This window comes from Ruegeria sp. I3, assembly GCF_056532525.1.
Window position 1 is genome coordinate 153,831 of the sequence record NZ_JBQFNI010000007.1, and the last position, 13,908, is coordinate 167,738.

The 13,908-nt window shown below is 59.0% G+C and carries 14 protein-coding genes; 10 read left to right on the forward strand and 4 right to left on the reverse strand.

The features are described from left to right. Positions 1-9 precede the first annotated feature (9 nt). The 3 genes from ACR0L9_RS17545 to ACR0L9_RS17555 are packed head-to-tail and all read right to left on the reverse strand — an operon-like array spanning position 10 to position 2,658. A complete protein-coding gene (locus ACR0L9_RS17545) occupies positions 10-819 on the reverse strand; it encodes a CbbQ/NirQ/NorQ/GpvN family protein (RefSeq protein ID WP_170398158.1) in 810 nt (269 codons plus the stop codon). Between the two features lie 5 nt (positions 820-824). After that, a complete protein-coding gene (locus tag ACR0L9_RS17550) occupies positions 825-2,192 on the reverse strand; it encodes a cbb3-type cytochrome c oxidase subunit I (protein ID WP_170398155.1) in 1,368 nt (455 codons plus the stop codon). A 16-nt stretch (positions 2,193-2,208) separates the two neighbouring features. Further along, a complete protein-coding gene (locus ACR0L9_RS17555) occupies positions 2,209-2,658 on the reverse strand; it encodes a c-type cytochrome (RefSeq protein WP_170398152.1) in 450 nt (149 codons plus the stop codon). Positions 2,659-2,930: 272 nt separating this feature from the next. Here ACR0L9_RS17555 and ACR0L9_RS17560 point away from each other — a divergent pair, with 272 nt between their 5' ends. Next, positions 2,931-4,043 (forward strand): Hint domain-containing protein, encoded by a 1,113-nt coding sequence (locus ACR0L9_RS17560; protein WP_480790611.1) that lies wholly within the window; start codon positions 2,931-2,933, stop codon positions 4,041-4,043. Positions 4,044-4,058: 15 nt separating this feature from the next. Here the strand turns inward: ACR0L9_RS17560 and ACR0L9_RS17565 are convergent, their stop codons facing one another. Beyond that, positions 4,059-5,249, reverse strand: coding sequence for an NnrS family protein (locus ACR0L9_RS17565; RefSeq protein ID WP_480896289.1), 1,191 nt, complete (start codon positions 5,247-5,249; stop codon positions 4,059-4,061). A 242-nt stretch (positions 5,250-5,491) separates the two neighbouring features. On the opposite strand from ACR0L9_RS17565, the gene ACR0L9_RS17570 reads away from it, so the two are divergent. The 9 genes from ACR0L9_RS17570 to ahbB (ACR0L9_RS17610) all read left to right on the forward strand — a co-directional run bounded on the left by ACR0L9_RS17570 (position 5,492) and on the right by ahbB (ACR0L9_RS17610) (position 13,907). Then, positions 5,492-7,168, forward strand: coding sequence for a cytochrome D1 domain-containing protein (locus tag ACR0L9_RS17570; RefSeq protein WP_170398146.1), 1,677 nt, complete (start codon positions 5,492-5,494; stop codon positions 7,166-7,168). Between the two features lie 125 nt (positions 7,169-7,293). After that, entirely contained in the window at positions 7,294-9,078 is a 1,785-nt protein-coding gene (locus ACR0L9_RS17575) for a NapC/NirT family cytochrome c (RefSeq protein ID WP_480896290.1), read from the forward strand. 54 nt (positions 9,079-9,132) lie between these two features. Continuing rightward, entirely contained in the window at positions 9,133-9,534 is a 402-nt protein-coding gene (locus tag ACR0L9_RS17580) for a plastocyanin/azurin family copper-binding protein (RefSeq protein ID WP_170398140.1), read from the forward strand. 189 nt (positions 9,535-9,723) lie between these two features. Beyond that, complete coding sequence (cobA, locus tag ACR0L9_RS17585; RefSeq protein ID WP_170425532.1) at positions 9,724-10,485, forward strand: uroporphyrinogen-III C-methyltransferase; 762 nt, start codon at positions 9,724-9,726, stop codon at positions 10,483-10,485. Continuing rightward, entirely contained in the window at positions 10,478-10,849 is a 372-nt protein-coding gene (locus tag ACR0L9_RS17590) for a c-type cytochrome (protein WP_170566648.1), read from the forward strand. Before cobA ends, ACR0L9_RS17590 begins: the two co-directional genes overlap by 8 nt. Then, complete coding sequence (locus tag ACR0L9_RS17595) at positions 10,846-11,991, forward strand: cytochrome D1 domain-containing protein (protein ID WP_480896291.1); 1,146 nt, start codon at positions 10,846-10,848, stop codon at positions 11,989-11,991. Before ACR0L9_RS17590 ends, ACR0L9_RS17595 begins: the two co-directional genes overlap by 4 nt. Before the next feature lies 1 nt (position 11,992). Continuing rightward, on the forward strand, positions 11,993-12,982 hold the full coding sequence (gene ahbB, locus ACR0L9_RS17600; protein ID WP_480896292.1) for a siroheme decarboxylase subunit beta: 990 nt from the start codon (positions 11,993-11,995) through the stop codon (positions 12,980-12,982). Next, a complete protein-coding gene (locus ACR0L9_RS17605; protein ID WP_480896293.1) occupies positions 12,979-13,428 on the forward strand; it encodes an Lrp/AsnC family transcriptional regulator in 450 nt (149 codons plus the stop codon). Before ahbB (ACR0L9_RS17600) ends, ACR0L9_RS17605 begins: the two co-directional genes overlap by 4 nt. Then, entirely contained in the window at positions 13,425-13,907 is a 483-nt protein-coding gene (ahbB, locus tag ACR0L9_RS17610; RefSeq protein ID WP_480887280.1) for a siroheme decarboxylase subunit beta, read from the forward strand. The genes ACR0L9_RS17605 and ahbB (ACR0L9_RS17610) overlap by 4 nt, the downstream gene beginning before the upstream one ends. Position 13,908: the final 1 nt, after the last annotated feature.

Below are 13,908 nucleotides of genomic sequence, written 5' to 3' on the forward strand. Positions count from 1 at the left end.
CGGCCGGCCTCACCCAAAGACAGCCGTGACAAGATCGAGGAGCCCGCGTTTGATATCCTCATCATCAGTCAGAGGTTCGATCATTGCGGCGAGGATGGCGCGGTCGGTGGACATGCCCTGTGCGATCAGCGTCGCGGCATAAACGACCAGCCGGGTGGACACGCCTTCCTCAAGGTCCTGACCCTTAAGCCCGCGCAACTTACCTGCAAGGCGTACCAGCGGTTTACAGCGTTCAAGCGGCAGACCGCTTTCTTGCGCGACGACTTCGGCCTCCATCTCGGGCGAAGGAAAGTCGAATTCCAGCGAGATGAACCGCTGCCTGGTCGAGGGTTTCAGGGTTTTCAGGATATTCTGGTATCCGGGGTTGTACGAGGCCACCAGCATGAAGCCGGGCGCGGCCTCAAGCTCTTCACCGGTGCGGTCGATCGGCAGGATGCGCCGGTCATCGGTCAGCGGGTGCAGCACAACGGTGACGTCCTTGCGGGCTTCGACCACCTCATCAAGGTAGCAGATCGCGCCTTCTCGCACCGCACGAGTCAGAGGGCCATCAACCCAGACGGTTTCGCCGCCCTTCAAAAGGTAGCGACCGATCAGGTCGGCGGCGGCGAGGTCATCGTGGCAGGCCACGGTGTAAAGCGGGCGGCCAAGCTTGGCGGCCATATGGGCCACAAAGCGGGTCTTACCGCAACCTGTTGGACCTTTCAGCAAAACCGGCAGGTCGTTGTTGTAGGCGGCGGTGAACACATCGCATTCATCGCTTTGGGCGAGGTAGAAGGGGGCGTTCGCCGCCCCCTCATTCAGTTTCATGGAGCCATCCATATCCATTACTCCGCCGGGGTTTCAGAGGCACCGGGTTCAATCACCTCTTTCCGGGGCACCCAGATCGAGTAGATGAACAGCAGCGCACCAAGGACCACGACCACACCAGAGCCAAGACGCATCCAGTAGAAGATCGCGATCTGGTCCTGCACGTCCATGAAGTAGTCACCGACCACACGTTGCATGTGAGTCTGCACGGTACCACCGAAGGTCAGGACGAAGGTCATGAAGACCATGCCGCTGGTCATAAGCCAGAACGAGCCCATGTTCAGAACCTGATTGTAGGGATCACGGTTCTTCAGGATCGGCATCGCATAGCTGAAGATCGCCAGGTTGAGGCAGACATAAGCACCGTAGAAAGCCAGGTGACCGTGGGCTGCGGTAATCTGCGTGCCATGGGTATAGTAGTTCACCCCGTGCAGCGTGTGCAGGAAGCCCCAGACACCGGCACCGAAGAAGGCAAGCGTTGCACAGCCCAGTGACCACAGCAGAGCAGCCTTGTTAGGGTGGTCACGACGGCCCTTCCAGACCATGACGAAGGCAAAGGCCATCATCGCGAAGAACGGGATCACCTCGAGGCTTGAGAAGATCGAACCGATCCACTGCCAATAGCCGGGTGTACCGATCCAATAGTAGTGGTGACCTGTCCCAAGGATGCCCGAGAACAGCGCGGCGGCGACGATGACATAGAGCCATTTCTCGACCACCTCACGGTCAACGCCCGTAAGCTTCAGCATCAGGTAGGCCAGGATCGAGGCCATGATCAGCTCCCATACGCCTTCGACCCATAGGTGGACGACATACCACCAGTATTGCTTGTCGAGCGACAGGTTGCCCGGGTTGTAGAAAGCAAACAGGAACAGCAGCGCCAGACCCCAGAGGCCCAGAACAAGGATGCTCGATATTGCAGTCTTCTTGCCCTTCAGAACGGTCAGTGACACGTTGTAAAGGAACATCAGCGCGGCCACGACGATGCCCGCCTTGACCCATTTGGGTTGTTCAAGGAACTCGCGCCCCTCTTTGCCCAGCAGCCAGTTGCCTTCGAACAGGTTGAAGACATAGGTCACGACCACGCCCAGCGTGCCAACCACAAGAATAATCAACTGCAGATAGGCCAGCTTGGTCGAATGGATCTCGCGCTCGGTCTCTTCGGGGATCAGGAAGTAGGCCGCACCGAAGAAGCCCAGCAGCAGCCAGACGATCAGAGAGTTGGTGTGCAGCATCCGTACGATATTGAACGGCAGAAGCTCACTCAGGAAGTTCGGGAATACATAGATGAAACCGGCCAGCAGGCCGCCGATTACCTGTACCGCGAACAGGGCCATCGCTACTGCGAAGTAGGCGTAGGCGATTTTTTGGGATTCGTATTTCATTGCTCCGTTCCCTTTCTCAGCCTGCCTCGTTGGGCGGCCAGCCCTGCGCATCGATGTTGTCCGTCCAGATCAAGAAGTTGGTCAGATCGCGGATCTCTTCGTCGCTGAGGTTGAAATTGGGCATCTGCCGACGACCGGGAATGCCGGTCGGCTGCGCCTCCATCCAGCCCTTGAGCGCTTCAAAGGCCGATTCCGGGTCGTCCAGCACACCCCAGCGGGTCATCACATTCCCGACTTCCGGCGCGTAGTAGGCGCCCTCACCCAGGATCGTGTGACAGTTGATGCAGGCATGTTTTTCCCAGACATGTTTGCCCCGAACCACACTGTCATCAAGCTTCGCCGAATTCTCGGAGTTGACGATGTACCAGTGCGAGTGGGCCGACAGGGCCAGGAAGATGAGGATGAAGAACAGTGACCCGCCATAGAATATGTTGCGAGCCATGCTCTTTGTCATGACTTCTCGCATTGCGCTCTCCTTTGCGCAGATTAGCTAGTCTGATGACAATGGCGGGTGGGTCGCAGGGCTGCCTTAACGAAAGTCAAGCATGCCAAAGTAAGCGCGGAATTGGACACCAGTGATCATAATTGCGCCAGTATCACTAAAATGCCCTCAGATTGCCTTGAAAAATAGTACTTAGAACAGCATGTTTCCGGACGTTCGAACAGTTGAAGCGAGCGTTCTCGATTTATTGGTGAATAGAGGTGCGTAGATGGCACCTGAAGCGTGGTGGTTAAAGAATGGCGAACTACTCATACATCGGGTACGCACCCGGCGTTATTACGGTGAATACAATTGGGCCTGATACGATCACCCTGGACGCAAGCTATGACCCCGCGACGGACCGAAGGGTATTCAATGTTGAGGACGAGGCCGGTGGTTTCATTCGAAATGGGTTTGGCCCGCCAGTTCCCGATACCGGGGATGTTTTCAACGGCGACAGATTCAACAACGAAAATGGCGACGACGATACACAGACCGGAACAGTAACAAACCTTGATGGTTCGACAACGTTTCTGAGCGGCGACATCTATCTGGAAGAATCCTACATTCTGACGAATCCCAGTGGTGGGACAATCACTGTGTACCTTGTCGAGGTTGAAGGAACCAACGCTGGCTACATAACCTCTGAGCCCCTAGATCCCGGGGTGACGTATTCGATGAGCGTCGTCAACGTTACACCGAGCAACGCACCGGACACGACTGACCCCGATTCCATCGTTGATGTTCCTTGTTTCTCAGCCGGAACGCTTATTGCGACACCTGATGGTGATGTCGCGATAGAAACGCTTTCCGCTGGTGACAAGGTTGTCACCTTGGATCATGGACCACAACCAATTCGCTGGATCGGCGCGCGCGCTCTGGATAGGTCTGAATTTGCGCTCAATCCCAAGCTGCGCCCGATCCGAATCGCAGCGGGCAGTCTGGGAAGCAACCTGCCGCGACGCGATCTGTTGGTCTCACCGCAGCATCGCATGTTGATCCGTTCGAGTATCGCCGATCGCATGTTCGACAGCGAAGAGGTTCTGGTCCCAGCCCATAAGCTGGTCGGCATACCCGGCATAACCGTCGACGAGACAGCTCAGGGCGTTGTGTATTTCCATGTTCTGTTCGACCGGCATGAGATCGTGCTGGCGGAAGGCGCGCCGTCAGAAAGCCTATTCACAGGCAAGCAAGCCTTGAAAGGAATACAGCCCGAGGCGCTGGCCGAAATTGTTGCGCTCTTCCCAGAGTTAGCTTTGCCAGACCATCAACCAATCGCAGCCCGCCAGATTCCAAAACGCGGAAGACAAATCCATACTTTGCTGCAACGGCATATTAAAAATGACAGGGCGTTGCTCCGACTTTCTTAATCTAAGAACCGTTGCTCAGGCCGCTAGACGTGGCCCGGTCAACGCGGGCCACATCGCAACCAGATACAAGACGATGGCGCAGATCCACAGCCCATCTGAGGCCAGCATCGCAACCAGATATCCCTGGTCAAACGCCGACCCGACCCAGCGCAAAACTGCGGCTGCCGCCATCAAACCGTAAGCGATCGCCATGGGTGGCGGGGCCACGAGGGCACGGCCACTATGGCCAAGGGCGGCCCGACTCATCACGGCAAGGGTCATGCCGCCGACGCAGCCAATGCCCAGAACATGCAGCGCCCCGATCTCGCTGCCGAACCCCAGCACAGCCAGCCCCCACAGGATCAGGCCCAGCGCCAGCATGCCCAGCCCCAGATGCAACGCGATCAGGATCGGCTGCCGCAGTGCCCAGCGTGCGCGCCAACGTGCCATGCGCAGGATCTGAGCAACGCCAAGCATTAGCGCGATAGCGCCTGATACAGGTGCGATTCCAAAGACGAGCACGCTCAGCGGCAGTGACAGTGCAAGCCCCATGGCGGCTTTATCAAACGCTCCTACCGAAATAGGCCAGTTGGATTCGGGCTCTCCCGCGCGTTTCATCGCATTTCGGGTGAAAGCTGGCGTAATGCGCCCGCCAAGTATCGCGATTAGGCTACAGAGCGTCAGCAACCCCGCCCGCAATCCGATGTCCAGCGTATCGCTGGTCACACCGATCCACTCTAAATGGGTTAACAAGTTGGCAATCCAGATCGCACTGAGCAGCAAAAGGAATACCATGTTCTGCGGTTTGGGGCGTCGGATCAGCTGAGTAGCAATCTTTGCCGCCAGAATTGGAACAAAGACCAGATCGAACACAGCGACCAGAACCGGCGGCAGCGCACCGGAGAACCACATCGCTACCCGCCCGGCCAACCAGAGACCTGCGGCCAGCATGATGAACCTGGCGCGCGCCTCTGGGGTCCCGGTCCAGTTGGGAACAGCCGTCAGAAAGAACCCGCCCAGAGCTGCTGTGGCATAGCTAAAGATCATCTCATGCGCGTGCCACATTGGGGGACTCATGGAATAGGTTGGGTCTTCGTATCCGACCAACCCGGTCTGCGTCATCAACCAAAAACCCCACGCGCCTCCCGCGAACAGACCAAAAAGTCCGGCGGACAGGAAAAAGATGCGAAACCCCTCGCCCAATACGCGCGCGATCACTGCCGACATGCCTGTTCTCCTCGGCCTCAATGGCTGTTGGAACAGGTTTAGCAAGGCCGACCAGTGATGGACTTAACCGAAATCAAGCATCCGAAAAACATGTCCCTGAAACTCAGGTTTTCCCTTTGTTTTATGGCTCATTATAGCCCGTCAATTTCCAATTTGCGCGCGTTCCGTTGACTTTCGTCAAGGATGACAAACGCGTGATGTTTCACCCTAGGACCTGCCTCACCAGCAAATGGAGAGTGATCATGTCACTTGGAATCAGCTACAACAGAACTGGCCGCGCCTTAGGGGTCGGTTTGGCAATGTTGCTGGGCAGCGTCGCTGCGCCAGTCTTTGCCGAAGAGCCAACCCTGAGCAAGGAAGCCTTTGAATCATCAAAACAACTTTACTTTGAGCGCTGCGCCGGTTGTCACGGTGTGTTGCGCAAAGGGGCAACCGGCAAAAGCCTTGAGCCTCTGGTTGAAACGAAGAATGACGATGGTACCGTAACCGAGTCTGGCACCCTGAAACTGGGGCAGGAGCGACTGGAAAAAATCATCGCATGGGGCACCGAAGGCGGGATGAACAACTTCTCGGACGTGATGTCCGAAGAAGAAATCCGCGATATGGCGACCTACATCCAGATGGAGCCGCCCCAACCGCCGGAAATGTCGCTTGAACAGATGATGGCGACCCGCAAGGTCTATGTCGAACCCGAAGATTACCCGACCGAGCCGCTGCATGGCCGCAACTGGGAAAACTTCTTTGTCGTCATCGAACGTGACGTGGGCAAAGTGGCCGTGATCGACGGCGACACCAAAGAGGTGCTGGCGCATATCCCGACCGGTTACGCCGTGCACGTCCTGAAAGCGTCCGAGCACCATAAACTGGAAGAACCCGAAAATCCGGGCCGCTTCTGGTACACCATGGGCCGCGACGGGAAGATGACCAAGATCGACCTGTGGCAGAACCCCGAGAACATGCTGGTTGCCGAGGTTACCATTGGTTATGACGCGCGCGACGTGGCGGTATCGGGTGACGGTAAATACGTCATCGGTGGCGCCTACTGGCCCCCTCATTTCGCCATCGTCGACGCCGAAACCATGGAGCCGAAAAAGGTTGTCTCGACCCGGGGTTACAACGTGGACGGGGATTATGTGGAAGAGGCCCGCGTGGCCGCCATCTACACCACCCCGAACGAGCCCACATGGATCGTGGCCGTCAAGGAGCTCGGTCAGCTTTGGCAGGTGGACTACTCCGATCTGGACAACCTGCGGATCGACAAGATCGACAGCGCAAAGTTCCTGCATGACGGGTTCTTTGATCCGACCGGCCGTTATTTCCAGATCGCCGCAAACGCGTCGAACAAGATGGTCGTGGTCGATACCGAGACTCATAAGCTGGAAGCTATGATCGATACCGCGCCGCTGCCGCACCCCGGCCCGGGCGCCAACTGGGATGACCCGAATTGCGGTCCTGTTGCCGGTACGACCCACCTGGGCGAAGGCACGGTTACCGTTTGGGGCAACGACCCCGAAGGCCGCCCGGACGATGCCTGGAAAGTCTGCTACGAGGTGGAAACCGACGGACCCGGTCTGTTCATCCGGACCCATCCGAACTCGGACTACATCTGGGCCGACCAGACCAAGCACCCCGAGCCTGAGATCCAGCAATCGGTGCAGGTCATCGACAAGGCAACCGGTGAGATCGTGAAAACGATCCAGATCACAGAAGAAGAAGGCAACGTCGCCGTCCACTTCGAGTTCAACCAAGACGGATCCGAGGTCTGGGTGTCCAAGTGGAACCGCTCGACCTCGAAAGAGCCAAATGGTGAGATCGTGATCTTCGACGCCAAGACGCTGGAAGAGATCGGCCGCGTGAAAGGACTGTTTGCACCCACCGGCAAGTTCAACGTCTACAACCGTTCGAACCACGTCACCTGACGGGTTTTGTACTCAGCACCGGAAAGGGCGGGCCCCTCGCCCGCCCTTTCCTCGTTTGACTCATCAGCCAAATCCACAGGCCTGACATCCAGGGCCAGAAAAAGAAGCCAAAACGGAGACCGGATATGACCTCCGAACCGGAAAAGAAAAAACCAATCTGGCGCCGGTATTTCCTGTGGGGAATGCCCGTGGCCGGGATCGCTGCGGCCTTTACCGCCGGCATCATCTTCTGGGGCGGGTTCAACACCGCTATGGAAGCTACCAACACCAAGGAATTCTGCGTCTCGTGCCACGAGATGCGAGATTTCGTTTACGAAGAATACACCGGCACAATCCACGACGTGAACCGTTCGGGCGTAGGCGCGGTCTGTTCCGACTGTCACGTGCCCAAGGATTGGACTCACAAGATCATCCGCAAGATCAAGGCGTCCAAAGAGCTGTATGGCAAGGTGGTCGGCACCATAAACACGCGCGAGAAATTCGAAGCCAAGCGCGTGCATCTGGCTATGAATGAATGGGAGCGGATGAAATCCACGGACTCGCGCGAATGCCGCAACTGCCATGACTTCGAGTCGATGATGCCTGAGTTCCAGAAACCCCGCGCCCGTCAGCAGCACCTGAACGCGATGACCGTCGGTCAGACCTGTATTGACTGCCACAAGGGGATTGCGCACTCGGACGCCCGCGACCGGGCCGACGAAGAGTATCTGGAAAAGCTTGAAGCGCCGAACCCCGCTTTCATTCGCGAAATCCCGGCCGAATATCTGGCCAGTCTCGAACGCATCGAAGCCAAAGAAGCCGCCGATGCCGAGGCTGAGAAAGCCGCGCGTGTAGCCCAGCAAGAGGCCGTACAGGCCCAGATCGCAGCAGCGGTTGACGCAGCCGTCGCGGAAGAGCGTGCCAAAGCTTCTGGCGAAGAAGCCGCAGCCCCGGCAGGTGGCGGCAGCGGAGTTGGCACAAATATCGATTGGGCCGCTGTCCCCGGTGCAGATATGAAACTGTTCTATCCTGGTCAGGCCTCGTTTGAATGGGTTCAGAACGGCAGATCCCACGGAGGAGCACGTCCTTTGACCAAGGGCGGAGATAAGTGCACCACCTGTCACGCTGCCGAACTGGACGCGATCGGCAACAAGATCGTGGCCGGTGGGGATCTGGAACCAACCCCGATCCCGGGCAAACGCGGCGTGATAGACGCCACCGTTCAAGCCGCACATGATGATGAGACCCTCTATATCCGTCTGCAATGGCCGGATGCGGGTCACAACCCTGCCCCGTTTGTGGATGGTGGCAAGATGGACCCGGACAACCAGATCAAGGTGGCCATGATGATCACTGGCACAGGGATCGAGCTGGGCGATCAAGTGGGCTGCTGGGCCTCCTGCCATGCAGACAACAGCTACATGCCCTTTGACCCGGGTGCCGAGGCGATTGCCGCAAATGGCGATGTCTCGGGTCGGCTGAGCACGCAGGACACTGTGACCAAATACATCAGCGAAAGCCGCACCGAGGTCGAGATCAAAGGCCGCCGCGGTAAGGCGCTGGGTGGCTGGGACAAGCTGCAGGCCGCCGATCAGATCGAGCAGTATTTGGCCGATGGCACCTATCTGGATCTGATGCGCGTCTACGCGGACGGCAGCGCCACCAACGGCTATCTGCTGGAACAGCGCGTGGTCAATGACGGTGAGATCGCCGCCTCGGCCAGCCTTGATGCAGGTATGTGGACCGTGGTCTTCACGCGCCCATTGAACTCGGGCGCTGCTGGTGACGTGCCGCTGGAGGCCGGTCAGACCTATACGGTGGGCTTTGCCATCCACGATGACTTTGCCGCCGCACGGTTTCACCATGTGACGCTGGATACCAGCCTGGCATTGGACGACGACAACGCCTTCATCAACGTCGTCAAACAATAAGGAAGAAGGACCGGGCGATCCGGTCCCTTCCGCTCAAAAGAGGAGACTTGGACAATGAAACCCCAACACCTTCTCCCTGCGCTGCTGCTTCTGGCCGCGCCCGCATGGGCAGAGGACACCGCCGCGCTGTGTGCCGAAGCCGAAGAGCGCTATGTCGAGCTGTTCGGTCAGCCCTCCTCCGCCGTTGAGGGTGCCGATGTGGTGCTGATGTACAAATACACGTTCTGCCCAGCCGAGCTAACCGTGAAACCGGGCACAACCGTGCGCTGGGTGAATGTCGATAAGCGCACCAGTCACTCGGTCCTGCTGAAAGACGGCAGCGAGCCCGAAAGCGACCGTCTGTTTCCTGAGGAGACGGTTGACCTGACCTTCCTCACCCCGGGTCCACAGGACTATCTGTGTGGCCCACATTGGGAGACACAGAACATGATCGGCATGATCACCGTCGAACCCTGAGCCGAGGCAATCATACAGGCAAGCCGAAAGGAGCGCGGGGCAATTCCCGCGCTCCTTAACTTTAGTCAAGGAGGTTCCTTTCCGATTACGCCAGTCTGGCCGCATGACACGCCCGGCTCACCCAGCAACGTCCCCTGATCGCGCAGGAATTCCGGGCTCCGAAGACATTCAGACCAAGCGAGTTTGCACATGAGCGGTAAGGTTTTTCTGATTGGCGCAGGCCCCGGTGACCCCGAACTGATGACCCTGCGCGCGCTGCGGATGCTGCAAGAGGCGGACGTGGTGGTCTATGACCGTCTGGTCTCGGCCGATATCCTCAATCTGCACGCTGATGGCGCACGGCTGATCCCGGTTGGGAAGGCCCCCAAGTGTCATACCGTGCCGCAGGATCGCATCAACGAAATCCTCGTCGAGGAAGCCAGCGCCGGTCACACCGTTGCTCGCCTCAAGGGGGGTGACCCGATGATCTTCGGACGCGGCTCGGAAGAGGCCGCGTACCTGATGGCAAACGGCATCCCAGTCGAATACGCGCCAGGCATTACCGCAGCGCAGGGGGCATCCTGTTCGACAGGCGTGCCGCTGACCCATCGCGGGTTGGCGACATCGGTGCAATATGTCACCGGGCACCGACAGGCCGACAAGGTGCTGGATCTGGATTGGAAACGTCTGGCCGACCCGGACTCGACCTTAGTCGTTTATATGGGCGTCGCCAATATCGGCCAGATCGCCATGGGACTGATGACCGAGAACCTGCCCGGCTCAACTCCGGTTTTGGCGGTTGGCAAAGCGACCACACCTGATGAGCGCCGGATGGTATCCCGGCTGGATCGGCTGGCCGCTGATGTGCGCAAGGCCGGGCTAAAGGCGCCCACGCTGTTCATCATCGGCAAGGTAGTTTCACTTTACGCAGAACGGCCTGTGGCCGACCTTTTGGAGCAGGCGCATGGCTAAGTTCGGTTCCAGAAGGCCGGCACAGCAACCGGCTGTGAGAGGACGCAAAGGATGGGCGGCACGTGCTGTTCTCACTTCCGCAGTGCTTGTTGCCACCACGGCCTTCGCCGCCGACACTCTTGACCCCAACGCACTGAAGCGTCTTGTCCATCAGGACTGCGGCTCTTGCCACGGGCTGTCGCTGAAAGGCGGTCTCGGCCCCGATCTGCGGTCCAAAACACTGGAACACTACGATGCCGAGGTACTGACCGGCGTGATCCTCGACGGCATTCCCGACACCGCGATGCCCCCATGGCGGCCCTTGATCAGCGAAGAAGAGGCCGAATGGATCGCCCGTTACCTGCTGGCACAGGAGGCACAATGAAACAGCTCATCCTTACCCTCGCCGCCACCCTAATGATGACCACCGCCCAGGCTGAACCCACGGCGACCGGCGACCTAGGACTTGTGATCGAACGCGCCAAGGGCTCGGTTCTTCTGGTGGACCAATCCGACCGCGCAGCGCTGGCGCGGATCGAAGGTCTGGGCGATCTGTCCCATGCCTCGCTGGTCTATTCACCCGATGAACGCTTTGCCTATGTATTTGGACGAGACGGCGGCCTGACTAAGGTGGATATCGTCACCCGCCAGATCGTGAACCGGGTCGTGCAGGCGGGCAACGCCATTGGCGGTGCCATTTCGGATGACGGCGAGCTGGTCGCTGTATCGAATTATGAACCTGGCGGTGTGCGCGTCTTCGATGCGGACACGCTAGAGATGGTCGCGGACATTCCTACCGACAGCAAAACCATCGGATTGGTCGATGCACCCGGCCGCCGGTTCGTCTTCACCATGTGGGACACGGGCGAGACCTGGATTGCTGATTTCTCCAACGGCGCACCCGCGATCACCAAGATCCCCGACATGGGCAAGAATCCTTACGACGCGCTGATCACCGCAAATGGCCGCACCTATATCACCGGCTTGTTTGGCGAGGATGGCCTGACCGCGCTGGACCTTTGGGCCGAGACGCCCGAACCCATCCGCGTGCTGCCCAACTATGGGCGCGGGCAAGAAGAAATGCCGGTCTACAAGATGCCCCACCTCGAAGGCTGGGCGCTGACCGGGCGCGAATTCGTGCTGCCCGCCGTCGGCCATCACGAGGTTCTGTGGATCGACGCCGACACCCTGACCGAGACCGGGCGCACGCAGACCCACGGCCAGCCAGTCTTTGCCATGGCCCGACCCGACGGACGACAGGTCTGGGTGAACTTTGCGCACCCGCTGAACGATACAATTCAGGTCATTGATTCAGTGAGCAAAGAGATCATTCACGAATTCAAACCGGGTCCGGCGGTGCTCCATATGGAATTCACCCCGCGCGGTCACGAGGTCTGGCTCAGCGTCCGCGATGCCAACAAAGTCATGGTTTACGACACCCAAACCTTTGAAAAGCTGCGCGAGATCGAGGCCGACAGCCCCTCGGGTATTTTCTTCACCGCACGTGCGCACAGAACGGGGCTTTGACATGCAGCATATCACCGACCCGATCGACCGCCGTCTTCTGGACGATTTCCAGCGTGATTTTCCCATCGTAGAGCGCCCGTTTCAGGTTCTGGCCGACGCGCTTGGGCTGGAAGAGGCAGAAGTGCTCGACCGTCTGGCCCGGATGCGCAAAACCGGGCGCATAACGCGGGTTGGTGCGACGATTGCACCCGGCGCGGTTTCGGCCAGTACGCTGGCGGCCGTGGCCGCTCCGGAAGAACGGCTGGAAGAGGTCGCGGCGCTGATCGATGCAGAACCTGGTGTGAACCACAATTACCAGCGCGAGGATGACTGGAACCTGTGGTTCGTGGCCACCGGCCCGGACCGGGCACATGTGAATGACACCCTCGCAAGGATCTCGCAGCGCTCGGGGCTGCGGGTTCTGGATCTGCGGCTGGTGCGGCCGTTCAACATTGATCTGGGCTTTCGTATGTCGGGTGAGACCCGCAATGCCCCTGGCCCGCGGAAAGTGGATCGATCGGCCATGCGAGAAGGCGACCGACCCCTGTTGCAGGCTCTCAGTTCCGGCCTGTCGCTGGTCTCTGATCCTTTTGCGGCGCTGGCCCGGTCCCTGAACCGCGACCCAGAAGACGTGATGGATCGCGTAGCCGCCTTGCACCGGGCCGGGATCGTCTCTCGCCTGGGCGTGATCGTACGCCACCGCGCCCTTGGCTGGTCCGCCAACGCAATGGTGGTCTGGGATATGCCGGCCGAGCAGGTCGGCAGCGCTGGCCCGGCACTGGCGGCGCATCCCGGCGTGACACTGTGTTATGAGCGCAACCCGGTTGAGGATGTCTGGCCCTATCGCCTCTATTCCATGATCCATGCCCGTTCGCGCCCTGAGGCGATGGAAGTTTTGGCCGGGGCCGCCGCGCTGCCCGAACTATTTGGCGCGCAGCGCAAAGTCCTGTTCTCGACCCGCTGTTTCAAACAGACCGGTGCATTGATCCAACCGAAGGAGGCCGCCGCATGACGCGCGACGACACCGACCGCGCGATCCTGAACCGGATGCAGGATGACCTGCCGCTGACCGCGCATCCCTTTGCCAGTGTAGCCCAGGAACTTGGGATTCCCGAAGACGAACTCCTAACCCGTCTCGCACGAATGAAAGAGCAGCGGATCATCACACGTTTCGGCCCGTTTTTCGACGCCGCTGCAATGGGTGGAGCGTTCTGCCTGTGCGCCATGGCAGTGCCAGAGGATGAATTCGATACCGTCCTGACCAAAGTCAATGCGCACGCCGAGGTTGCCCATAATTATGAGCGTACGCACCGGCTGAACATGTGGTTCGTGCTGGCCACCGAAACGCCTGAGGGGATCGAAGCCGCCGCTGATGCGATCGAACGGGAAACGGAGATCGAAGTTCTCCGTTTCCCCAAACTACAGGAATTTTTCATCGGCTTCCGGGTGGCAGCATGATCGACGTTCAGGATAGAGAGATTATCGAAGCGCTGCAAAGCGGTCTGCCGCTTGTGCCTGCGCCTTACGCAGCCGTTGCCGAAACGCTTGGGTTGGACGAGGATGCCCTTTTGTATCGTCTGGCAGAGCTGAAATCCCATGGTGTTATCCGCCGCATCGCCGCCGCTCCGAACCACTACAAGCTGGGGATGACGGCAAACGGGATGACTGTTTGGGATGTAGACGACAGCCAGATTGCGGAATTGGGCACTCAGATCGGGGCGCTGCCCTTTGTCACCCACTGCTACGAACGTCCCCGCGCCCTGCCCGATTGGCCATATAACCTGTTCGCCATGGTCCACGGTTCTGACCGGGACGAGGTCGAGGAAAAACGCGCCGAGATCACCGCAATTTTGGGTGGTGCCTGCCGGGCCAAGGACATCCTCTATTCCACGCGCATCCTGAAGAAGACAGGGCTGCGGTTGAAAAAGAAAGGCTGAG